This is a genomic window from Ammoniphilus sp. CFH 90114 (assembly GCF_004123195.1).
Classification (GTDB): Bacteria; Bacillota; Bacilli; order Aneurinibacillales; family RAOX-1; genus YIM-78166.
In genome coordinates this window covers 853577-875879 of record NZ_SDLI01000001.1, presented here as the reverse complement: position 1 = coordinate 875879, position 22303 = coordinate 853577, and the positions used below count along the sequence as shown (strand labels likewise).

General features: G+C 42.3%; 19 protein-coding genes and 1 riboswitch. Of the genes, 9 read left to right on the top strand and 10 right to left on the bottom strand.

Annotated features, from left to right (window positions below; translation table 11 throughout):
- Positions 1 to 51: 51 nt before the first annotated feature.
- The gene (locus tag EIZ39_RS04595; protein WP_129197842.1) at positions 52 to 2766 is read right to left on the bottom strand and encodes a PAS domain S-box protein; all 2715 of its coding nucleotides are present in this window, start codon (positions 2764 to 2766) and stop codon (positions 52 to 54) included.
- Positions 2767 to 2951: 185 nt separating this feature from the next.
- On the opposite strand from EIZ39_RS04595, the gene EIZ39_RS26415 reads away from it, so the two are divergent.
- The 3 genes from EIZ39_RS26415 (at position 2952) to EIZ39_RS04585 (ending at position 4103) form a co-directional block, all read left to right on the top strand.
- A complete protein-coding gene (locus EIZ39_RS26415) occupies positions 2952 to 3104 on the top strand; it encodes a hypothetical protein (protein WP_164984896.1) in 153 nt (50 codons plus the stop codon).
- A gap of 101 nt (positions 3105 to 3205) precedes the next feature.
- Positions 3206 to 3673 carry a DUF2243 domain-containing protein gene (locus tag EIZ39_RS04590; RefSeq protein WP_129197840.1) on the top strand — a complete coding sequence of 156 codons (468 nt, stop codon included), beginning with the start codon at positions 3206 to 3208 and terminating at the stop codon, positions 3671 to 3673.
- Positions 3657 to 4103, top strand: coding sequence for a hypothetical protein (locus EIZ39_RS04585; RefSeq protein WP_129197838.1), 447 nt, complete (start codon positions 3657 to 3659; stop codon positions 4101 to 4103). The genes EIZ39_RS04590 and EIZ39_RS04585 overlap by 17 nt, the downstream gene beginning before the upstream one ends.
- A gap of 83 nt (positions 4104 to 4186) precedes the next feature.
- On the opposite strand, the gene EIZ39_RS04580 is transcribed toward EIZ39_RS04585, so the two are convergent.
- The 5 genes from EIZ39_RS04580 to EIZ39_RS04560 form a co-directional block, all read right to left on the bottom strand.
- Positions 4187 to 5194, bottom strand: coding sequence for a DUF3231 family protein (locus tag EIZ39_RS04580; protein ID WP_129197836.1), 1008 nt, complete (start codon positions 5192 to 5194; stop codon positions 4187 to 4189).
- A gap of 91 nt (positions 5195 to 5285) precedes the next feature.
- Positions 5286 to 7223, bottom strand: a complete 1938-nt coding sequence (locus EIZ39_RS04575; RefSeq protein ID WP_164984895.1) for a protoglobin domain-containing protein — start codon at positions 7221 to 7223, stop codon at positions 5286 to 5288.
- A gap of 47 nt (positions 7224 to 7270) precedes the next feature.
- Positions 7271 to 7354, bottom strand: a riboswitch (cyclic di-GMP riboswitch).
- 148 nt (positions 7355 to 7502) lie between these two features.
- Positions 7503 to 8198 carry a DUF2306 domain-containing protein gene (locus EIZ39_RS04570; protein ID WP_240675693.1) on the bottom strand — a complete coding sequence of 232 codons (696 nt, stop codon included), beginning with the start codon at positions 8196 to 8198 and terminating at the stop codon, positions 7503 to 7505.
- Between the two features lie 63 nt (positions 8199 to 8261).
- A complete protein-coding gene (locus tag EIZ39_RS04565) occupies positions 8262 to 9398 on the bottom strand; it encodes an alcohol dehydrogenase catalytic domain-containing protein (protein WP_129197830.1) in 1137 nt (378 codons plus the stop codon).
- Complete coding sequence (locus EIZ39_RS04560) at positions 9395 to 11275, bottom strand: electron transport protein (protein ID WP_129197828.1); 1881 nt, start codon at positions 11273 to 11275, stop codon at positions 9395 to 9397. Before EIZ39_RS04560 ends, EIZ39_RS04565 begins: the two co-directional genes overlap by 4 nt.
- Before the next feature lie 192 nt (positions 11276 to 11467).
- Between EIZ39_RS04560 and EIZ39_RS04555 the strand changes: the two genes are divergently transcribed.
- The 3 genes from EIZ39_RS04555 (at position 11468) to EIZ39_RS04545 (ending at position 14978) form a co-directional block, all read left to right on the top strand.
- Positions 11468 to 12562 carry a Fe(3+) ABC transporter substrate-binding protein gene (locus tag EIZ39_RS04555; RefSeq protein ID WP_483296010.1) on the top strand — a complete coding sequence of 365 codons (1095 nt, stop codon included), beginning with the start codon at positions 11468 to 11470 and terminating at the stop codon, positions 12560 to 12562.
- 137 nt (positions 12563 to 12699) lie between these two features.
- Positions 12700 to 14337, top strand: coding sequence for an ABC transporter permease (locus EIZ39_RS04550; protein WP_129197826.1), 1638 nt, complete (start codon positions 12700 to 12702; stop codon positions 14335 to 14337).
- On the top strand, positions 14334 to 14978 hold the full coding sequence (locus EIZ39_RS04545) for an ABC transporter ATP-binding protein (protein ID WP_129197824.1): 645 nt from the start codon (positions 14334 to 14336) through the stop codon (positions 14976 to 14978). Before EIZ39_RS04550 ends, EIZ39_RS04545 begins: the two co-directional genes overlap by 4 nt.
- 64 nt (positions 14979 to 15042) lie before the next feature.
- Here EIZ39_RS04545 and EIZ39_RS27695 read toward each other — a convergent pair whose 3' ends face one another.
- The 3 genes from EIZ39_RS27695 to EIZ39_RS04530 all read right to left on the bottom strand — a co-directional run bounded on the left by EIZ39_RS27695 (position 15043) and on the right by EIZ39_RS04530 (position 16661).
- Positions 15043 to 15312 carry an adhesin gene (locus EIZ39_RS27695; protein ID WP_129197822.1) on the bottom strand — a complete coding sequence of 90 codons (270 nt, stop codon included), beginning with the start codon at positions 15310 to 15312 and terminating at the stop codon, positions 15043 to 15045.
- 85 nt (positions 15313 to 15397) lie between these two features.
- Positions 15398 to 15622 (bottom strand): DUF1450 domain-containing protein, encoded by a 225-nt coding sequence (locus EIZ39_RS04535; RefSeq protein ID WP_240675707.1) that lies wholly within the window; start codon positions 15620 to 15622, stop codon positions 15398 to 15400.
- A 73-nt stretch (positions 15623 to 15695) separates the two neighbouring features.
- Complete coding sequence (locus EIZ39_RS04530; protein WP_164984894.1) at positions 15696 to 16661, bottom strand: cupin domain-containing protein; 966 nt, start codon at positions 16659 to 16661, stop codon at positions 15696 to 15698.
- Positions 16662 to 16781: 120 nt separating this feature from the next.
- On the opposite strand from EIZ39_RS04530, the gene EIZ39_RS04525 reads away from it, so the two are divergent.
- Positions 16782 to 17651 (top strand): LysR family transcriptional regulator, encoded by an 870-nt coding sequence (locus tag EIZ39_RS04525; protein WP_129197819.1) that lies wholly within the window; start codon positions 16782 to 16784, stop codon positions 17649 to 17651.
- Positions 17652 to 17727: 76 nt separating this feature from the next.
- Here the strand turns inward: EIZ39_RS04525 and EIZ39_RS04520 are convergent, their stop codons facing one another.
- Entirely contained in the window at positions 17728 to 19635 is a 1908-nt protein-coding gene (locus tag EIZ39_RS04520) for a SpoIID/LytB domain-containing protein (protein WP_164984893.1), read from the bottom strand.
- Positions 19636 to 19855: 220 nt separating this feature from the next.
- On the opposite strand from EIZ39_RS04520, the gene EIZ39_RS04515 reads away from it, so the two are divergent.
- Together EIZ39_RS04515 and EIZ39_RS04510 are read left to right on the top strand one after the other, a co-directional pair.
- A complete protein-coding gene (locus tag EIZ39_RS04515) occupies positions 19856 to 21208 on the top strand; it encodes a nitroreductase family protein (protein WP_164984892.1) in 1353 nt (450 codons plus the stop codon).
- 31 nt (positions 21209 to 21239) lie between these two features.
- Positions 21240 to 22289, top strand: a complete 1050-nt coding sequence (locus EIZ39_RS04510) for an ABC transporter substrate-binding protein (RefSeq protein ID WP_129197804.1) — start codon at positions 21240 to 21242, stop codon at positions 22287 to 22289.
- Positions 22290 to 22303 lie beyond the last annotated feature (14 nt).

Genomic DNA, 22303 nt, shown 5'->3' with positions numbered 1-22303 from the left:
AATAAAAAAGGTTCTTCCGCAATAAAGCAGAAAAACCTGACAAGTCACTTTTTATACTAAATTCATAGGAAGGATGATATCCACAGTTGTACCTTTGTTACACTCACTTTGAATTTGAATTCGTCCTCGATGCTCCTCAATAATTTTAAAACTAACCATAAGTCCAAGTCCTGTTCCCTTTTCTTTATGAGAATAGAACGGCTCCCCAAGATGAGGCATTCGATCCGCCGGAATTCCATGTCCCTCATCCCGCACTTGGATCACCAGCTGTTCTCCTTTGATCGACAAACTGATATAGATCTTCCCACCTTTTGGCATAGCCTCCATAGCATTCTTAAGTATATTAATTAAGACTTGCTTGATCTTGTATTCATCACAATTAATGATGGGTACCATACCGCTCGTCTCTAACTGAATCTCAATTCCATCCATTAAAGCTTGTGTTTCGATGATCGATAACGTATCCTTTATTAATTTCGTAATACTTCTTGGTTCAAAGTTCGTCACTTGGGGCTTTGCAAGGGACAAGAACTCAGTAATAATGGTCTCAATACGCTTTAGTTCATCGAGCATGATACCAACGAAGTGCGAATCAATACGATCTTGGAAAAGCTGAATGAAACCTTTAATAGAGGTCAGGGGATTTCTAATCTCATGGGCGACAGCAGCGGCCAATTGACCGATGACAGCCAGCTTATCTGACCTTCGCAATAGCTCCTCCGTTTGTTTTCGCCCGCTAATATCTCTACTAATTACAGAGAAAGCCACGACTTCTCCTTGATGGTCTCGAATGGGGGAATAGGTGTTGCTAACCTCTAAGTGATGGCCATCTTTATGTTTCCTTACCGTCTCAATGCCCACTAATTCCTCTCCAGAAAGCACTCGACGTTTAAGGTCTGCAGCTTCCATCCTCAGGTGATCCGGTACTAGGCAGTTGTCGGATAACTCTTCTGCCTTCCATCCAAACATCAACTCCATCGCACGGTTAACCCGGATGAATCGTCTATCAATATCCAAAACCGCAATTCCATCCGCACTGTGCTGGAACAGAGATTCTAATTGTTCTTTCATTTGGCGGAGCTCCGTTTCCATACTCTTTCTTACTGTAATATCCCTGCCTATCGTGACAAGATGCTTTGGAACTCCTTTACCATCAAAGTGGGAGGACTTTAGAATATCATACACCTTAGATGTTCCATCCGGCTTTTGTACTTCGTATTCAAAATGCTGGGGAGTAACTCTCATCCATGCCTCTCTGTCAGAGTAATGGCAATCTAGGTATAACTCTTTGTACTGTTCGTTTAATTGAGCTAACTCCAAGAAATCCCTGCCTCTATAGTCCAAACCATCCATTCCAAAAATATCTAAGGCTGCTTGATTGATTTCCAGTAATCGATTCTCTGCATCTTTCACCAATACAATATCTGGAATGGTATGGATTAATAACCGAAGTTGCTCTTCACTCGTTCTTAGAGCCTCTTGCGACGTCTTCTGTTCCGTAATGTCTTTGGCGATTCCAAATACCCCAACAATCTGTCCACCTACCACAATTGGAATGTTGGTAACCTGAACTGGGACACGATACCCTAACTTATGAACAGCTAGCGTTTCATAAGTTTGTGGTTCTCCTTGAACCGCTCTCGAGAAGTGTTCCATCGTCGTCGTCAAACATTCTGGAGCTATAACACGAGTAACATCGCCAAGCAACTCCTCACTTGAGTATCCTAGAATCCTCTCTAAAGACGTATTATGGGAAAAGATCTCTCCCTCTAATGATAAAGAAAACACACCATCCGGATTGTTTTCGAACAACGACTTATAACGTTGTTCACTTTCCTCTAACTTTTGCTCTTGGACTCTACGGCTTGTCACATCACGTCCTACCACTACGAATCGTTGAACCTGTCCATCCTCCTGGATCACTGGCTTTCCTTTAACCTCCATAATGAGGAAGTGTCCTTGTTTATGACGGTAACGAAATTCCACCACTGACGTGTTTTTTTCATCTGCCATACGTCGGAAAGAACGTCGCACATGGGATAAATCATCCGGATGCACGAGATCAAACACACACAAGCCTTGGTACTCAGCCTGACTATAACCAAGTGTGAATTCATTTGCGGGAGAAGCATAGACCACTGTACCATCTCTATTAAGTACAGAAATCGTATCACTTGTATGTTCGGCAATCATTTGAAATTTCGCTTCTGTTGTTGCTAGAAACTCTTGTTCTTTCCGTTCACGTTCAATCGCTAATCCTGCGAGATGGGCGCATGTCTCAATCATCTCTAATTCAAAGGCTGTAGGGTGCGAAGGAACCGCGTGATAGACGCTAAAAACACCTAACAATCGACCTTCCATCATAATGGGAATCGACCAACAAGCGCGTAGTTGATACGTTTGGGCTAAGGAGTGAAATTTCTCGTGCAGCTTATCTTGTAATATATCCGGGACAATAACTGAAGTTTTATAATAAGCTGCCCTCCCACAATATCCGCCCTCAGGTCCCACGTTAGTCTCAATCATATCGGTCGTAAAAAACTCCTGTAAGTTCGGAGCATACCCTAGCTTTAGACGGTTATCACTTTCATTCATGAGCAGAACCGAACAATACACTCTTCTATTTAAATGCTCTTCTATGTTAAGGGTAATAGCCTCTAGTATTTCAGTAACAGAACGACCCTGAACAATCATTCCAACAGTTGACTGGTACAGATGCAATAAAAATTTTAATTGTAGATGAAGAGCGGGACTTGACTTTTTCATAAGACCTCCTTCAGGCAAACCATAAAACGAATTAAATTCTATTTTAGGCAATAAGAGTAGGATTAAAAAGACCTTCGACAAAATATTACAAAAAATTATTTACAGCATAAAACTAACCCCTTCACCAAATAATGTAATAGGGAAGGCGTCAGCCCAACTATCATTCATGAAAGGGAGGAAGCATTATGCCCACTCGAAACAGAAAAGAAATGGCTCCAAAACGAATTCGTGGAGAGAGCAATTTAGAAGAGCGCATGGAAGAGATGATGGATGCAGCAGGAGTCGCAGAAGAGATATCTAATCAAACCATGAACAGTGAAATGCGGGATAAGACCTAAGAGGAAGCACATTGTGCTTTCCTTTTTTTATATAAACAGAATATTCCCTTCCATAGTGGAGAATACTATTCTAATATCAATAATGTAAAAGGAGAAAACTGATGAGTATTCACTCTAAGAGAAAGCTAATTCATATTGGTAGTTTTATTCTTGGCTTTGGATTTCTAGGAGCATTAGACGGCATTATCTTTCATCAACTTCTTCAATGGCACAGTGTCATCATGGAAACGGATCGTCAGGGACAAATTGTAAGTGACGGGGTATTTCACTTTGCCGTTACGATCGCCCTTGTTGCAGGAGGAGTTCTATTATGGCTAGGAGACAATCCTACTGACCATGCAAGAGGTATAAAACTTGTGATCGGTGGATTTTTAATTGGAGGAGGCACATTTAATTTGGTGGAAGGGATCATTAACCATCATATCCTTCAGATCCACCGTGTTAAACCAGGTGATCCCCATGCCCTAGCCTATGATTTGGCCTTTCTAGCAAGTGGAATCCTACTTATTCTTATCGGTAGAGTGATTAAACGACAAGGAAAAGGAAAGAGAGATGTACAGATTAATTAGCTTTTTTATAATTTCAACCTTTGTTTCAGTTATGCTCTACCTTCATACGCAGTATGGTCACCACACGGTCAGTCACCCTAATCATTCTCATTCCACCCTTTCTATTCCTAGTGGACATCCAATCCCTTCCCTCGATGGTTGGGTTCGGCAAGATTTGTCAGGATCTTGGTTACTTCATGTGTCGCCAAAGAATTTTGTCTTTACCCCAGAAGAAACAGGGGAGGAGAAGGTGAATTATAATAAAGGACATGCTCACCTTTACATTAATGGGGAAAAAGTAAATCGGATTTATGGAAACTACTATAATTTAGATTACTTAGACCCCGGAACCTATCATATTAAAGTTCGATTGCATGCGAATAATCACGCTATACTCACAGTCAATGGACAAGAGATCGGGTTCAGTCAGGAGTTAATCGTATTAGAATAACGGAGTCGGTCTAGCTTTGAGAACACCATCTTTACCCCTATCGATAATAAAGATGGTGTTCTCCCTTCAAGAGCTTCTCCACTCTAAACGCCAGCCAAGGCATTGCGATCATCTGCTTGAGGCGGCTGTTCCATCCATTCGTTGTCGATCATCATCTGTGCTCCTTCACCAGCATATAGGCCGATCTCGGCCATAAGTCTCCCATACGCGGCGACAACATCCTTTCGTGCACTTATTGCCAGTGAAGCTCCATAGTCAGCCATACCAACAGAAATGACTTGGGCTACATGTGCCATCATTAATCGATCTGAAAAAGGTGAAACCGTAGAATTCGTTACGGTATCATCCCAAGTCATCGGAACTTTTAGCTCACTGTTGTTTAAAAATTCACCCAAGATACCAATATGCTTACTTGCCAAATCTCTGCCTTCCACCATAAATTCCCTTACCTTATTCGACTTCGCTACTTGACTAAACCCCATGACCAGAGCTTTGCCCAGCGCATTCGTTTGGATATTGGCATAAAGATGACTTACTTCTATTGCCAACAAGGGTCTGTGTTCCTTTCCCATTAAATCCCCTAGAAAGGTCTGTCTCTTTACAAATTCCGTCTTTGATGGTATCGAAATAAATGGAGCTCGTACATATAAACCTTTATGCAGCAAGAGGTTCGTTGCTTGATTGTCTAGTTCCGTGGCATCCTTTAGCCATTCGTTGTATATATTTCGAATATCCTCACGAGCAGCCAACCCTAATGACATTCCATAAGCCGTTAATCCGATTCGAGCCATTTGTTTTATGTAATGTAAATAGAAGGAATCTCCGAACAATGCAGGGGCCTTGTGATTTATGTCTTGGTCTGTATAGCCTATAGGAATGGGGTGATTTTCCTTCTCAAATATTTCCGTAATTTTTGTAATATGCTTCTCGGATATTTCCAATGAGAACTCGATCAGTGGTTTAATTTGCATATCTTTTACCGTCTCTTGAAAATGCTTTAACATACAAATGGCTATCGCATCATTCATATAATTTGTCCATAAATTAGATATCTCTGATGAAGTCAACCTAATGTTATGATTAGAATCCATCCCTAACCCTCCAAGTACGCAATATATCTTTTAGTATTCTAAATAACCTTACATTTTATTCCAATTCGATCTTGACATAAAAAAAAAGACACTATCTAAGTGTCTGCCCAACTTCATATTCCGATTTCTGAATGGATACGAATTCTTCCCACATATTCATAAACAGATCAATTAAATGGGGATCAAATTGAACTCCCCTACCTTCCCATAATATATCTCTCACCTTTTCTACTGGGAAAGCCGGTTTATACGCACGTTTAGATAACAAAGCATCAAATACATCCACAATGGCGACAATTCTACCTTCCAGAGGAATGGCTTCCCCAGCCAAGGATTTGGGATAACCCTTCCCATTCCACCACTCATGATGGGTTTCTGCTATTCGAGCAGCCATCTGCAACACGGGCAGTTCTAGATTGGATAGAATCTGATGACCTATCTCAGCATGAGTTTTCATTGATTCTCGCTCTTCGCTCGTTAACGAGCCTGGTTTACTGAGGATAGAGTCAGGGATTCCAATTTTTCCAATGTCATGGAAGGGGGCTGCCGTCCGGATATGTGAAATAAATGTTTCATCACACCCTACGAGACGTGCCAATTCCGCAGATAGTCGGCCAATTCGAAAAACATGCTCTCCTGTATCTGCATCCTTATATTCTGCAAGGTGTAAAAGCTGCTCAATCGTTTCAAAAATGACCTTGCCCTCTTGTGTGCTATCCTGCATGGTTAACAAGGCACGAGATAAACCAAAGATTTTAGTTTGAGGAATATGTCTTATCTTATAAAACTGGTCAACTCCATTTTTATCCCAGACAAATAACGTTCCATCTCGATCTCCTGATACGATCGGGCAATCGGGGCAGCGAAAATGACGCCCGCGAAGTAATTCATAGCATCTTTTTCCCCTATAATCGACATTCGTCGTTCCATCTCGTTTAGCAATCATTTGTTTGATACGTTCATCCAACCAAGTAATCTTACCAAAATCGGACATATCAATTTCGTAAGCATAGATTCCAAGTACATTTAGATCACGGAAAAATAGATATGGTGTGTAAACCTCTTGCAAAACAGCCAAGGTGTAATTTACCAAATGATTCAGAGCGGTAAAAAAACGGATGAGTTTAGGCTCAGGCATACGATCTCTCACTAGAACATCACTAACCGCTTGCACCAAGCAGTCTCCAACTACCGAGTAGAAATATTGATCTACCCTGCCTTCTATAACAAGACTGCTCCAATCACGTAACGTTCGGTAAAACTCATCAGATGCCACATATATCCGATCTTGAAAAAACTGAATTAACATTTTTTCCATTGTAAGAGTAGTTTCTTCCTCTTCGGTAGGCACTTCTAACAAAGATGGGTGTTGATGGAGGCGTTGTTGATATAATTGCCTAAATTTCTTTGAAATGCTGGAGGATTGGAATGTCACCATACCCCCATATTCATTTAGTACCTCTATATCTTCATTTGTAAAGCCTACAAGATATCGAATGCGTTCCATCTCATAATGTAAGGGATTCGCAGCTCGATCCACTTCTTGCTGATTATAAGATCCTAGTATAATCTGTATATCAAAATTAAAAATGGAGTGGATGGCTTGTATCAGACTCGCCTCTTCTTCAGGTATCTCTCTATGTATAATAGATATTAGAATCTCCATATACCGATTGTAAGTGGCAACATACCAAGTAAGACCGAGCCCTATGCGGGCATGAACTTGCCCAACTCGATACCGGTCCTCAATATACTTATCATCAATATAGCCAGCCATAGAATCCATTAGGTATTTTTTTTGTGCACTCTTCAAACGACTTAGTGTACTGTGTTGATCAATTATCGTTCTAAAACTGGGTTCTTGATAGATCTCGTCATAGAGCTTATCAACGATTTCTTCAATATATGGCATAATAGTTGATTGATGCCGTGCCAAAATTAAAAGTTGTTCCTCAGTCAACCCCATATAATGAATCTGTTTTAAATGATCTTTGTTTTGAACTTGAATTCGAGTTTTCGTCTGTAACATGGTAACCTCCTGAGAACCAATCAGCATCAAGTAAATAAAAAAAACCGACCTATAATGGTCGGTTGCACTACTAGCTCCTAATCTTCCAAGTGCCCATATACAGAAGACTCCTCATTGCTTACATAACGATCGTATGGAATTTGCTTTCTAATATCATTTTACATGATTCACACTTCGAGGAAAAGTGTTATTTATATCGATTCCAATTTACACTGTTTACAACGTGGGAATGATACTTACTTATTAACGGGAAAAGGAACCTGTGTCGACTTATTCCTATCACCCCGATACGACAGCCTTCTTCTTATTATATTTCTTCTCATAATGTTTGCTAAATCCAATAATAAGCGGCGTCATGATCATGGAAGGAAGAAACCAGAGCAAAGGACTGACCGATTCTATATCTAGCAATCTAGGTGCTCCGAACACTGTAAAGGCAGTCACCGTAGCAATACAACAGCTTAACATCCCAATGATATGTTCGATGATCCAACGCATCTTCTTCATCGGTGTGATGATCCAATAATAGAGCTGCGTTGCTCCAAGAAAGACTCCGATTAGAGGAAACCACTGAAGTAAGGGAAATCCCAGTCGAAAGCCATAAATACTTATTCCTACCCCTGAGATCAGGAGTAAGGATGACAAGAGTAGGTCTACCCACTCACGATGTTTCCCTTGATGCTTTTTAAATCGTAGAACACGGACCCCATACCAAGCTGTTCCCCCACTTAAGATGGAGATAAAAACCAAGAACCATGAGAAAGCTATGGTATCTAAGTCACTTTGAGGGGATAGGATCCGATAGACCCCCATGTACAAGGCCGAGACCGAAACTGTAGCCATTGATGCGACATACACCCACCCTACTCGATTATGAACCTTGCCTCCTTTTTTCGTCAGGATCGGCACCCAGAAAATCGATAGAGCAAGAAATCCTGCAGCGATATGAAGCCACCGAAAAAAATCCATAAACATAATAAGCCTTGTTTCTCCTTTAAATTTTTCTTTCATTGTACCCCAATGTTTTCCAGCCAGCAATCACGGTTTTAATATCACTTTAATACATCCCTCTTTCTTGTGCGCAAATATATCGTAAGCTCTCTCCGCTTCCTTAAGACCGAGCTGATGAGTAATAATATCGTTAGCCACCAATTTCTTCTCGCGTAGCATCCGATAGAGTGGGGGAATAAGGTGGGTTGCCGGATTCAACCCCATTTTTAAAGTAATATTTCTTGAAAATAAGTCTCCAAGCGGAAATCCCTGATAACGGATACCATAGATTCCTGTCAGTTGGATCGTCCCTCCCTTTCGTACGACTTGGGAAGCCATCCTTATCGCCCCCATAGCTCCTCCTTGAAGCATAAGAGCAGTCTGCACTAGCTCAAGAGGTGTGAATACCCCATTCATCCCTACACAATCAATGACCACATCCGCTCCACCACGCGTTTCTTCTTTAAGCAATAGACCTAAATCATCCACTTCTTTAAAATTAAAAGCTTCTACTTTATTCGTTCGTTGAGCATGTTCTAACCGATAAGGAACGTGATCGATTGCTATCACTCTTTCTGCTCCCAGAAGCCAAGCCAACTTCTGCGTAAGCAGTCCGATTGGCCCGCTGCCTAATACAATCACCGTGTCTCCTGGTTTAACTCCAGCATGAAGGACGCTCCAGTAAGCTGTAGGAAGAGCATCTGTCAGTAAGAGAAGCTCTTCATCTGCTATCTCATTATCCTGTGGAATGAGAAAGGACGTATAATTGGCAAAAGGAACACGAAGTAACTCCGCTTGGCCACCATCATAATCTCCGAACAATCTAGAGCAACCAAAGGCAGACCCTACCTCTGCTTCTCGATTTGACACGTCACACTGAGATTCTAAACCCTCCTGACAGAAAGAGCACTGCCCACAAGCGATGCAGTATGGAATGACGACTTTATCTCCTTTCTTGAGATGGTGTACTCCAGCTCCCAGATCCTCAACAATACCGATTGTCTCATGACCAAGTATAAAGCCCTTTTCCATGCTTGGAATCATACCGTAATAGAAATGAAGATCAGAGCCGCAAATTGAACTGTGAGTTACTCTGATAATCATATCATCCTGGGCCTGAATCACAGGATCTTGAACATGTGTAATCCCTACATTCATGATTCCTTGATAGGTTAATGCTTTCATTTCGCTTTCTCCCCCGGGTCGTGGATGGAAAACAGATACATGATTAATGCATCCTGTTCCCTCGATGTAAAACCAGCTTGATCATCAACCCAGTAACTATGCCCTTCCCCTGTCACGTGGGCTAAATCCTTTGCCTGCCGATTAGCTTGAATGACCCGTCTTCGCAATTCACGATCAATCATCGCTCTCATACTATTGAAAGGATCGGGTTGAACCCCCCGGTGGAGAGTAAGGGATGCTCCGACTTCTTTCTCCAGATCTTTCCCCACAGAAACCCCTCCATCATGAAGATAGGGAACTGACCAGTACAGACCAAGTAAGCTTGGCACTTTATACCCCCCATTTGTTTTATCGTGTGCCCAAGCCAGTTTCAATTGGTCTCGCTGATCTTCTGTAATTGTTATTGGGACAGATTGTGCACTATCAGGAATTGGTACGGGTGTATTCTTGCTCCACATAGACGGCTCTGCAAAGAATCTTTCCGTTAGCTGAAACCCTCTTGCCCTGCTTGCTTCCGTCCCTACCTCCTTAACAGGAATTATTCGGTTATTCGTAAGATAATCACCCGCATGACAGGTTACACACCCTGCACGAATAAACACTTCTTTTCCTATTTCAACTGTTTGGTTATCCACTTCTATCTCGGGCTTAGGCACTCTATTTGTATTCATCCAAGCTGACATCGCATTGACCTGCTCCCAAGCCTTATAGCGTGCAGATCCTTGAAAATGACCTACGCTAGATATATAGGAAATCTTAGGATAAAATGGGGCCCTGATCAATTCATTCACCCCCGTCACACCTGGAGTTGGATCAATTTTAGCTAAGAACTCGCTCGGTTTTTCTTGCAGACTCGGCTCATAACGGTATTTAGATGTCGCAGCATTTTGTAGTACTGTTCCAAGATAAACTTCTTTATCAATGCCAAGAACAGGTTTACTGATTTCTGTTTGAGAAAGGCCATCCGTATTCTGCGCATGAGCGTTGTTAATGGCAGCACTCAATCCTTGATAGGGACCAATGAGACCTTGCCCGCTCCAGCCATAAGGGTGATCACCAAGGGTAAAGCTATCAGGAATTTGCACAGGATTGTTCATGAAATCAAGAGTGGTGTCATTACTCCCTCTTGGCCACTTCACAAGATCCCGGTCGACTGTTTCTTCGAGGATTTTAGGATCCGGTAGACGGACAATTTTTCCTTCGGAATCCTTTATTGTGCGATCTGAATCAATTAAATAGTCCTCAAGGCTCTTTATGTCTGTATGTGTAAAGTAGGAGGCAGTGTTCGTCCCCATGGCTAGCATCCATCCAACGTTCAGATCTGTATTAGGAACACCTTGCATCACCTTTCCTGTTTTCCCATCCACAGTAGCGTGACAAAGCGCACAGCTAATCCCTGCTTTCAACCTTCCATCGTCAAAGGTAATCTTCACCCCCAGCGGAGAATAAGCTCCTTTCGCAACATCAAGTCCGGTATCGAAAAGTTCTCCTTTTTGAAAGCTTTTGTCGCCAACCTTAAAAGATTCGGCTAACTCTACCTGTAGGTTTGCTGTACCTCTTCCTCCAAGGGAAATAACCGCTTTCGTTATATTTGCCAACGTCAAGGGGCCATCGAAAGAACCCATAATATCCGTAAAAAATACTTCATTACCAAACGTTTCCTCATAAAACATCTTTCTTCCTAATTCTAATGTTGAGGAACTATAATCTTCATTTGCTTGTACACGTACTGTAGTCAATTGCTCAGGATTCTTTACCTTTGGCTTAGAGGGTGAATAGATATAGGTAGGATTGGAGCCGAACCATGAAATGGAAACCAAAACAAGCGTAGACAGTGTGACAAGTCCTAACTTAAACATTTTTAGATTCCTAAACATACTTACCTCCACTTATTTTCTATAAGAGCTATCACCATAGTCTTCCAATAAAGTGGTTTTTCTAAAATTGAAAGTCGGAATAAAGTATTGACAATTGAGATTGATAAATGTTATCATAAATATATGAGATTGATTATCACTTCTTGTGATAATGATGATCATTAGTAAATACATAAAAGGGTGGAGAGAAACTTGAAGAAGATTAAATGGATGTCAACATTTCTAACCGCAGCGCTTGCAACCTCGCTTCTTAGTGCATGCGGAGCTGGTCAAACACAGCCAACACAACCAGCCCAGGAAGCACCTAAGGCAGATGCCGCACCAAAAGAACCTGCAGGGCCTCAAGAAGTTAATGTCTATACCGCGCGTCATTATGAGATTGACGATAAATTATTTGAAGAGTTTAAGACCAAAACAGGAATTACTGTTAACGTCGTTAAAGGAAAAGCTAACGAATTAACTGAACGCTTAAGACGTGAAGGCAGCAGCACACCTGCCGACCTCTTTGTCACGGTTGATGGTGGCGCATTGAGTAATGCTGAAGAGTTCTTCCAGCCTCTTGAGTCCGAAACGATTGCTAAGCAAGTGCCTGAGCAATTCCGTGATAAGGAAAACAATTGGGTTGGAATCTCTACTCGCGCGCGTGTGATTGTTTACTCCAAGGATCGTGTTCAACCAGACCAATTATCCACGTATGAAGATTTAGCTACTGACAAGTGGAAAGGAAAAGTATTGGTTCGTTCTTCTTCAAACCAATACAACCAATCCCTATTAGCATCCTTCATTGAATTGAACGGAGCAGAGCAAACGGAAGCATGGGCAAAGGGAATCGCAAACAATTTGGCGCGCGATCCTGAAGGCGGAGACCGAGATCAGATAAAAGGTATCGTTGCCGGTCTTGGAGATGTTGGAATTTCCAATACCTATTATGTAGGCTTAATGCTTAATTCTAAGGATCCAGAAGAAGTAAAAGTGGCTGAACAAGTTGGTGTATTCTTCCCTAACCAAGATACAACTGGGACACACCTCAATATTAGTGGAGTTGGTTTAATCAAGTCCAGCAAGAACAAGGAAAATGCTATCAAATTGGTAGAGTACCTAACTTCCAAGGAAGCGCAAACCCTTTCTGCCAACGAAAACTTCGAGTTCCCAGTGAATCCAGAAGCTGATCTTCCAGAACTGCTTAAAACATGGGGAAGCTTTAAAGCACAAGACTTAGATTATACCGTACTAGCAACAAACAATAAGCAGGCAACCGAAATCATGAACAAAGTAGGTTGGAAATAATCCGACATCAACGAGTAACAGGCCCCTGTTACTCGTTTTTCATTACCCGCAGTTTCTTGACAAATTTCGCAGGCAGATGGTAGGATACAAGGGAGCGATAATCATTATCAACTTTTATATGAATTGAGTGACGCCCTGTGCCGAATGTACGTTACATCAGAGACCTACGGAGACAACTTCATAGCTGGTGGTTTCCGAGTGTTATTGCTGCCTTCATTATCTTGCTCCCCATACTATCCATACTTATTACAATAATTCAACCCGCTAATGAAAATTGGGAGCATATCCGACAATATGTATTAATCGAAGCCATCATTCAATCAACTCAATTGGTCCTACTTACCGTGTTATTCACCGCTGTTCTCGGCGTCAGTTTAGCTTGGCTTGTCACTGCTTATGATTTTCCTATGAAGCGATTTTTCAGTTGGGCCTTGTTGCTTCCGCTAGCTGTCCCACCCTATATTGCAGCTTATACCTACAGCAATATGTTTAGTTATACGGGAATTGTACAGAAGACCATGCGGACTTATTTTAACTACTCTCCTGATCCTAGCTGGTTTGGGGTCATGTCCATGAGAGGCGCCGTTATGATTTTCACTCTCTTTCTTTTTCCGTATGTCTTCTTATTAACTAAATCCTTTTTCGCACGCCAAAGTGCCTCATACATCGAGAATGCCAGGTTACTTGGACGTGGCCCAATGGGTACCTTTTTCACCGTTGCTCTCCCCTTGTGTCGCCCGGCTCTTGTAGGGAGTCTTATGCTGGTGATGTTTGAGGTATTGAGTGACTATGGGGTTGTAAGCTATTTCGGTATTCAAACCATCTCGACAGCTATCTTTAATACCTGGTTTGGTATGTATGATGTAGATTCAGCCGTTCGATTAGCTTCGTGGCTTATGATTGGAATTTTAGGGTTATTCGCCCTTGAACATTTTCTTCGAAGCAATCGTAAATATAGCGCATCCACGAGCAAGGCCCGATCCTTTTTACCGCAACGACTTCGTGGGGGAAGTGCATGGATTGCCTGGTTCGCATGTACTTTCGTATTTGCTCTCTCTTTTCTTATCCCACTACTCCAGTTATTGGTTTGGGCTGTTTGGTCGTTTGAAAGTGTGTGGACCTCTTCTTTCTATATGTTAATGAAGAACACATTTACAGTGGCTGCTATTGCCACCGCTATTATTATGGTCGTATCCGTTGTCGTAGCCAATAGCTGCCGCCTCCAGTCCAATTTGTTCTCCAACATCTTAGCGAAAGCTGTTACTTCAGGTTATTCTATTCCAGGAGCAGTCATTGCCGTTGGAGTTCTACATGTTTTCATTGGTCTTGATCACCAGATCTCCTCTTGGCGTGGGGAAGAGGGGCTTTGGCTTAGCCTGTCCATTGCCATGCTGATATTCGGCTATGTCGTTCGTTTCATGGCAACAGGCTATAATGCTGTAGAAGCGGGATATGAGAAGATGGGAGTCTCCTACCTTCAGGCTTCACGCCTACTAGGACTAGGAATCACTCGCACATTTTGGAGAGTAGATCTTCCTCTGCTCCGTCGTGCTTTGTTAACAGGCGGTATCCTTACGTTTGTTGAAGTGTTAAAAGAATTACCCTTGGCCTTATTACTTCGTCCCTTTAATTTTGAAACGCTAGCAACGAAGACTTACCAGTATGCTAGTGATGAACGTATATTTGAAGCATCCATACCCTCGCTTTGTATTATTGCAGTCAGCATGCTTTCCGTTTTCATATTTCATCGTATCGGAGAGGAGAAACAAGGATGACCGTTGTAGATGTTTGTTCCGTCTCATTTCAGTATGGCCGAAAACAAAAACCTGTCTTTCGTGATCTGACCTTTTCTATAGAAAAAGGAGAGATCGTTGGTGTAATTGGTGCAAGTGGAAGTGGAAAAAGTACCCTACTCCGTGTCATTGCAGGTTTAGAACACCCATCTGAAGGAAAAGTTATTCTCTCTGGTAAAACGGTTGTGGATGATAACATCTGCTTGAATCCAGAACAACGAGGAGTTGGAATGGTCTTTCAGGACTATGCCTTATTCCCCCACTTAACCGTTGCTCAAAACGTAGCATTCGGTTTACATCGATTGCCTCGTTCGGAGAGAACCGTTCGGGTACAAGAGATGTTAGAACTGGTGCACCTAAGCGAATATAAAGACCGCTACCCACACGAATTGAGTGGAGGTCAGCAACAACGTGTAGCTATTGCTCGCGCTCTTGCGCCACGCCCTTCACTTCTCTTAATGGATGAACCTTTTAGCAATTTAGACGCCGACTTGAAGAGCTCCATTCGGTGTGAGATCCAAGACATATTGCGTAAAGCTGAGATGACCTGTCTGTTTGTTACACATGACCATCAGGATGTAGAAGCCATCTGCGATCGAGCCATTAAGATGCAAGCAAGCTAACAAAAATAAGAAAAGCCTCTGGTTTTACACCAGAGGCTTTTCTTATTTTTACCATTATCGTGCTTTAACAACACCCTTGGTTTCCAAGCATGACTAATCCACCATTTTGGTCATCCAAGCTTAGTTCTTCTGTATACTCGATAATCTTGTTATCAATAGCCACAACAATTTCATTTATCGTTTCAACCTTGTCCTCTTCCATTGGCTCATCCAGAGCCAATCCCAACTTGGGACTTCCTCAGGACATCCCAGCAAAGAACACACGAATATTCTTAGCTCCATTTTCCGTTAGTACCCCTTGGATCATATCTCTTGCGGCATCTGTAATTTTCATTTTTGCACCTCACTCAATTTAGATTCACTCAGTATGTTCTATCATATCACTACACTCAGCTGTGATAAAGAGTGTACGGCACACCCTAGCCTTTTATATTCTCTAGAACTTTCTCTACTAATTCGTTTGCTCCCTCTGCTTCAATGGTCTCTAGTTGAATACGACAGAATGGCCTAACTCTGCATTGTAAGCATCTCCGGAAACAATCTACAACACGAACCTCCACAACCGAAGCATATTGCTCCTGAAGAATATCAATGGCTTCTTTGGCTTCCGTGGTATGAACATTCCGTTCACAAAATTTGGCCACTCTCAATGAACAAACGCCCTTTCTGTGTAAAACGAGCCTCTAGAAACCATTCTAGGGCTCGATTCATTACATCCTACTTTTCATAATGAGTAAACTGAATGTCTAGTGTACGTAGGTAAGTTTGCAAACCTGCATCTTGTATAGGGATAATGTACGCAGGTTCTCCCGACTCATTATGATGAGAATGCCATAGACCAGGAGGTGTAACAAACGCTTTTCCCGTTTCCCAATCGATACGAATGGGATCAATAATTTGGGCCGTCAAAGGATCTACTTTATCCCCCACTAACGTATACGTTCCTGGTGCTGCATAGGCAACGAAATCCAGTGCAACCGATTTATGGCTATGAGGAGCTTGGCTTGCCCCCACAGGAACGATCCCCAACATCGCCCATAACACATGGGTAATAGTTAGCGTTTGATCAAATCTTTGGTTGTTTAATAATATAGAAATTCGATTCTTAAGATGGGCATCCGGTGCATTAGCAACCTCTGATAACTTCGCATTAGCTTCCTCAGCAGTAAATAGCGTAGGTTCAAACTTCGCTTCTGTTGCTTTAGCTCCGAGGTAATCAAGAAGTGGCGTATCGAGAATATAGTAAATCGTCGTATTTTCTTTAGCAGTGTGGCGACTAGCTGATCCGGCTGGTAATGTAAGAAAATCCCCTTTTTCCCAATCGATCTTCTTCCCATTTACTGTGGTGCTACCCGCCCCAGAAATAATATAGTACAATTCGCTCGTCGCGTTTGGTTGGGTATCAATATGATCTTTAGCATTAATTCGAATAAACTGAGCAAGCAGCGATGGGCTTGTCGCTGGATACTCCGTTCTTAGCTCTTTCGATAAATCTAGAGTAATGATGCGAGTCTCCCCAGAATTGTACAGTTCCGGTCCAAATTCTTTAGCTGGTACAGGACTGATGATACCGCTCCCAATCGGATCCGCTGCCGTCGTATATTCAAGGAATTGCGCATCCCCAGTCCAGTTCTCATCTGCAGTTCCAACGCTAAATTGCCCTGGTTTCACATGATTCGCCATGGTTAATTCCTCCTCATTATTCATTACTATCATCCTATCTTGAATGAATGTATTTGTATAATATATAATTCATATTATTATGATACAAATAGTATATAACATGTAAAAAGGGGGAAACCGATGGAATTACGTCAATTACAGTATTTCTTAACTGTTTCTGAGGAACTCAATTTTAGTAGAGCAGCTGAACGTCTGCGTATTACGCAGCCTCCCTTAAGCCTACAGATACAGAACCTGGAGAAGGAATTAGGGTTTTCATTATTCCATCGAACAAACCGACATGTACAATTAACAGAAGCAGGAAGAGTATTTGCAGACGAGGTTCGTAAAATTTTAGACCACCTAGACAGAGCAACCTCCCTTGCCAAACGTACCCATCAAGGAGAACTTGGAACACTTACTGTTGGATTTGTCGGCTCAGCTACTTACGATATTCTTCCTGCTGTTATTCGAGAATTTCGAAATCAGTACCCCCATGTCATGGTGAATCTTCTTGAGATGTCTACCCCTGTTCAACTTTCCGCTCTTCGTGAAGACGAAATCGATATTGGTGTACTAAGACCGCCTGTTCATGATCCTACATTATATACTGAAATTATTTCAACCGTGCCTTGTGTTTTAGCGGTTCCCAAACAGCATCCCCTTACGGAAGTCACGAACTTATCGATTGGAGACCTTTCTCCCTATCCTTTTGTCATGCTTTCTCGCAAAACCTGGGCAGGTCTTTATGATGACATACTCGGATTATGTAATCCTATGATCCGTCAAGAAGCTTTAGAGTTTCAGACTGTCATTGGTTTAGTAGCAGCAGGCATAGGTATTGCAATCGTTCCAAAGTCTGCAATGAACCTGCATACCCAACATGTTGTCTATCTCGATATGGAAAATCAATTACCTGTGGCCAATATGGGGATTTCCTGGAGGCAAAATGACCGTTCTCCCTTGGTGCAAGCTTTCATCGAGATGGCGATGGATATAAATAACATTTGACACCCTGACCGCCTAAAGTAAAAAGGGTGCCCTCTAGGAGTCGGTTATACCGACCTTATGGGACACCCTCGCATTATTACTTTACTAGTTGAACATAATTATCTGGCACATAGCCAATTGTTGTTCCATGTTTAACTTTATACCAACGATCCTTCTTCTCTAATACTTCCACAGCATTCCCAGGACTTAATACTTTAGTCGGTTTAACCTTAAGATCGGGCGTAGCACGAAGTCCTACTTTTACGGTAGCTTTGATGACTCCTTTCCGAACTAATTGTGAAGTTGACCTAGATATGACAGGTTCGATAAATTGGATCTTAGCCGTGATGTTACTAACTACGCCTTGTTCATCCCTCGCCTCGATCACTACCGTATATACACCTTTTCCTAACCCATAACCATCCCACTGAAGACTTTTTAATCCCGCACTCTGGTTAGATCCACTCTGCATGACTCTTCGTATTACTCCATTGGCATCATAGGCTCGGACATCGACGGAAGCCGAATGATTTAGTTTATACTCAATCTTGATTCCTTTTGGATCACCGATGGTGAATGTCTCTGTAGATAATTTAATGTCTTGCAGAAGAGCCAATTCTTCCCCACTTGATTCTGGGATGGTAATCGGCGGCGTCACTGGTATAGGTTTCGCATCAGGGACAGGTATAGTTGGTCCAGTTACTTCTGCCGTTAAGCTTGTTCCAGGATAGTAGAAAGCTAGAATCTCTTCCACCTTTTTTCCTTGTTTGGCCATCTCATTCGCGCCATATTGACTCATTCCAATCCCATGACCGAACCCTCGGCCTTGAATAGTGATAGAATTTCCATCCGTATGGATGGAATCTACTAAAGTGCTCTTAAACACATTTCCGCCTCCCATTATCCTACGGATGGAGGCAGCGGTCAGATTACTATTTTCCCAGTCTACTAAACGGATAGACCCATCTGGATGGCGAAGAAAGCCCGTCTGTGGGTGTTTTATTAGCAGCTGAAGTGACAGTCGTCCCGTTTTCATTCGATTTCCTGATGTCCTGTCCGGATGCACTGAGAAATCCTTGATCGTGACCACCTTTATATCATGATTTTCATATCCATTTTGCTGTAGCCAAGCCTTCATCGCACTAGTTAGAGGTTGATCCATTTCTTTCGCTGTAGCCCACCAGCTCTCAGGATTGAATAAATCTTTTCCATCGAGCTCTAGTTGCTTCTTCCTAATGGCTAGACTCCATTTATTCTGTGGATCAAAGGGATCTTCCTTTGCGTCTAAGTAAACCACTGTATTCCAAAGGTTTCCACTAGCCTCGATGGTTCCTCCATTTGAGGAGGAGAACACTGTCTCTACTAGAGAACCTTGATGCTCAAGCAACTGTCCCCGGGTCTCTTCTACTGCTCGAGTAGACTTATCATGCCATTGATATCCACCATATACTTGATAATTAATCGTATCATCGACTAACTTCGAAACATATCTCATGGCATAGGTCCTTGCCGCTATCGCTTGGGCCTTTAACGCTTCTAATTCCCACGATGCTGGCATCTCTCGAGGAACTACACCTTTTAAATAATCCTCTAACAGCAACGTATTTATTGGACGGACAAAGAGACCATTTTCTAGGATGAATTTCATGTCACCAAGATAAGGACGATTATTCACCTTAATAATAGAGGACTCTCCATACTCTACTGGCTGAAAAGTTAGATTCTCTCCACGATAAATCGACTCCGATCCCTGATAGAGAACTAGGGAGTTTTTTTCTGCACGGAGTTTATAGGATCCTGTGGTTATAGTGTCCGTTTTCTCCTTCAGTTGATAGTTTCCAGTGATTTCTAAGCTTAACTCCGTACTGTTCCCTACAGTATTCACCAACTTTACTGAGATGTAGGGATCTGAATTGGCAGAAGCCGCCCCTTGAATTAGGGGAAGGAAGCAAGAGAAGAGTAAGGCCATAACAGTGATGCGTACTAACAAGTTCTTCGTATTCAAAAGATACCTCCAAATAATTTTTACTTGTAAGATATCTTTTCGGTATATTCGTCTCATTTTCCTTCCATCTTTAGACTCAATTCGAGTGTATTCGCCACTTTATCGAGTCACAGCAAGTTAGGATATTAAATTATTATAAATTTTCTAAATAATATTATGTACAATTCAATTGTTAATGTGTATAATCTTGTTAAACAAAGAAGGAAAGGACGTTTTCTCTATGGCAGTTAGCAGTGGCTACATAAAATTGGATTTTACGCGCTTAACCCCGGAAGAGCAACTGAATCAGGTAAGTGACTACACAGCAACAATGGAGCAAAGAAGAAGTGTTCGATCTTTCTCTAATCGACCTGTCCCGGAAGCTGTTATAGAGAAAGTTATTCATTCTGCCGGGACATCTCCATCTGGTGCTAATCAACAACCCTGGACCTACGTGTTAATACAGGATCCAGAAGTTAAACGTGCAATTCGAGAGGCCGCAGAATTAGAGGAGCAGCAGAGACTAGAAAATATAGGTATTGACCAGACAGACATGCTCAACATGACTGGAAACAAGGACTACTTAGAGGAGGCACCTTACCTTGTTGCCCTATTTAAGATTAATTACGGGCTAACAACGGATGGAACAGAACAAAAGATTAAACACTACTATGTTCAAGAATCCGCTCATATCTCAGCTGGTTTTTTCCTTGCCGCGTTACAGCATGCTGGATTAGACAGTCTTGTGCACGCCCCTGTACTAGCTGCACAGGATATTCTCGGGCGCCCGAAGAACGAAAGTCCATCCTTACTATTTGCCGTTGGGTATGCGAAGGATGATTATCAGGCTCCTTCTCTTAAGCGCCGACCTTTGTCTGAAATAGTCAATACACCCTCTCCCTTCTCAACGGAGATTCTTCAAGCTCCTGAATACTTACCAAGACCAAAGATGGAGGAGCAACAGCAAGTAGCCAAGGCCAACACATACTATGAACATATTCGCCGGCGCAGGAACGTACGACATTACTCCACAGAAGAAGTCGATATTCAGTTGCTTCACTATGCCATTCGTGCTGCAGCAACTACTCCTTCAGGAGGAAATTTACAACCCTATCGATTTGCCATTGTCAGTGATATGGAAACTAAACAAAAGATTCGAGAGCTGGCGGAGATTGAAGAAAAGAAACTCTATGAACAAAGAATTTCTGAAGAGTGGCGTGATACCCTAGCACCATTAGGGACCAATTGGAAAAAACCACATCTTACGGATGCGCCTCATCTCATCGTTGCCTTCAAGGTAGATGAGAACCCGAACGAAGCTAACGTACTTGACCAAAGTCTATTGTACCCTAAGAATAATTTCGCTATGGAGTCTGCCGCAATGGCGGTAGGTGTGCTTATGGGTGGTTTACATCATGCCGGATTATGCACGTTGACCCATACCCCTAGTCCCATGACTTTCTTGCGTGATTTACTCCATCGTCCCAAGAATGAAGTGCCATTTGTTCTATTGCCAGTAGGATATCCAGCACCCGATTGCGAAGTACCAGACATCACGAAGAAGCCACTCTCTGAAATTCTAGTTAAATTTTAAACTATTCATCGCTGACGAGGAGGACTAAGGTATGAAAAAAGGATTCTTATTTTTTATGATGATGATGCTATTGTTAACAGGGTGCGGGACAACAACAACCTCCCAACCTAGCCCAAGTGAAGCGACACCTGCTAAGACTGATTCTTCCCCACCCTCTGCTAAAGAAGAAGCACCAGCACCTGCTAAAACATTTAAGATTGGTATTACGCAAATCGTCGAACATCCTGCCTTAGATGCTTCTCGCAATGGTTTCCTTCAAGCCCTTAAGGATGCTGGCTTTGAAGAAGGAAAGAATCTCCAAGTTGATGTACAGATTGCACAAGGGGATATGAACAACAATATGACTATAGCTCAGAAGTTTGTGGGTGATAAAGTAGATTTAATTTTAGCTATTGCTACTCCAAGTGCCCAGGCCGCAGTCAAGGCTACATCTGATATACCTGTGATATTCAGTATGATTTCTGACCCTATAGGTGCTAAGCTCGTAGATAACCTAGAGAAGCCTGGCAAGAACGTCACAGGATCCTCCAGCAACCATCCAGACGCTGCTCGCAAGATTGTTGAATCCATTAAAGAGTTTGTTCCAGACGCCAAAAAGGTCGGAATCATCTATAATTCTGGAGAACAGAACTCGGTTGTTAGTGTTAATGAATCCAAGGAAATCATGAGCAAGCTAGGACTTGAGCCGGTTGAAGCGGCGATTACTACAACAGCAGAAGTTACAACTGCAGTTGAATCCCTAGTTAATCGAGCTGACGTTATTCTTTTACCCCAGGACAATACGGTTATTTCTGCATTTGAGACAATCGTAAAAACGGCCAATGACAACAAAATGCCTATCTTTGCGCCCGATTCGGCGGCCGTACAGCGAGGAGGCTTCTCCACCTACAGCTTTGATTACTTCGATCTTGGTTACACCACAGGAAAACTTGCTGTTGAAGTGTTGGAAGGTAAGCAGCCGGGCGATCTCCCTGTAGTCTATCCAGAGGAATTAAAACTATTGATCAATCCTAAGGCAGCTGAATTGCAAGGCGTTACCTTAACAGATGAGATGAAGAATAAGGCTGAATTAGTACAGTAATAAACATATCCGCA

Excerpts from the sequence above, each read along its gene's own strand:
- EIZ39_RS04595 (WP_129197842.1), bottom strand. The coding sequence starts at position 2,766 with ATGAAAAAGTCAAGTCCCGCTCTTCATCTACAATTAAAATTTTTATTG.
- EIZ39_RS26415 (WP_164984896.1), top strand. The coding sequence starts at position 2,952 with ATGCCCACTCGAAACAGAAAAGAAATGGCTCCAAAACGAATTCGTGGA.
- EIZ39_RS04590 (WP_129197840.1), top strand. The coding sequence starts at position 3,206 with ATGAGTATTCACTCTAAGAGAAAGCTAATTCATATTGGTAGTTTTATT.
- EIZ39_RS04585 (WP_129197838.1), top strand. The coding sequence starts at position 3,657 with ATGTACAGATTAATTAGCTTTTTTATAATTTCAACCTTTGTTTCAGTT.
- EIZ39_RS04580 (WP_129197836.1), bottom strand. The coding sequence starts at position 5,194 with ATGGATTCTAATCATAACATTAGGTTGACTTCATCAGAGATATCTAAT.
- EIZ39_RS04575 (WP_164984895.1), bottom strand. The coding sequence starts at position 7,223 with ATGTTACAGACGAAAACTCGAATTCAAGTTCAAAACAAAGATCATTTA.
- EIZ39_RS04570 (WP_240675693.1), bottom strand. The coding sequence starts at position 8,198 with ATGTTTATGGATTTTTTTCGGTGGCTTCATATCGCTGCAGGATTTCTT.
- EIZ39_RS04565 (WP_129197830.1), bottom strand. The coding sequence starts at position 9,398 with ATGAAAGCATTAACCTATCAAGGAATCATGAATGTAGGGATTACACAT.
- EIZ39_RS04560 (WP_129197828.1), bottom strand. The coding sequence starts at position 11,275 with ATGTTTAGGAATCTAAAAATGTTTAAGTTAGGACTTGTCACACTGTCT.
- EIZ39_RS04545 (WP_129197824.1), top strand. The coding sequence starts at position 14,334 with ATGACCGTTGTAGATGTTTGTTCCGTCTCATTTCAGTATGGCCGAAAA.
- EIZ39_RS04530 (WP_164984894.1), bottom strand. The coding sequence starts at position 16,661 with ATGGCGAATCATGTGAAACCAGGGCAATTTAGCGTTGGAACTGCAGAT.
- EIZ39_RS04525 (WP_129197819.1), top strand. The coding sequence starts at position 16,782 with ATGGAATTACGTCAATTACAGTATTTCTTAACTGTTTCTGAGGAACTC.
- EIZ39_RS04515 (WP_164984892.1), top strand. The coding sequence starts at position 19,856 with ATGGCAGTTAGCAGTGGCTACATAAAATTGGATTTTACGCGCTTAACC.
- EIZ39_RS04510 (WP_129197804.1), top strand. The coding sequence starts at position 21,240 with ATGAAAAAAGGATTCTTATTTTTTATGATGATGATGCTATTGTTAACA.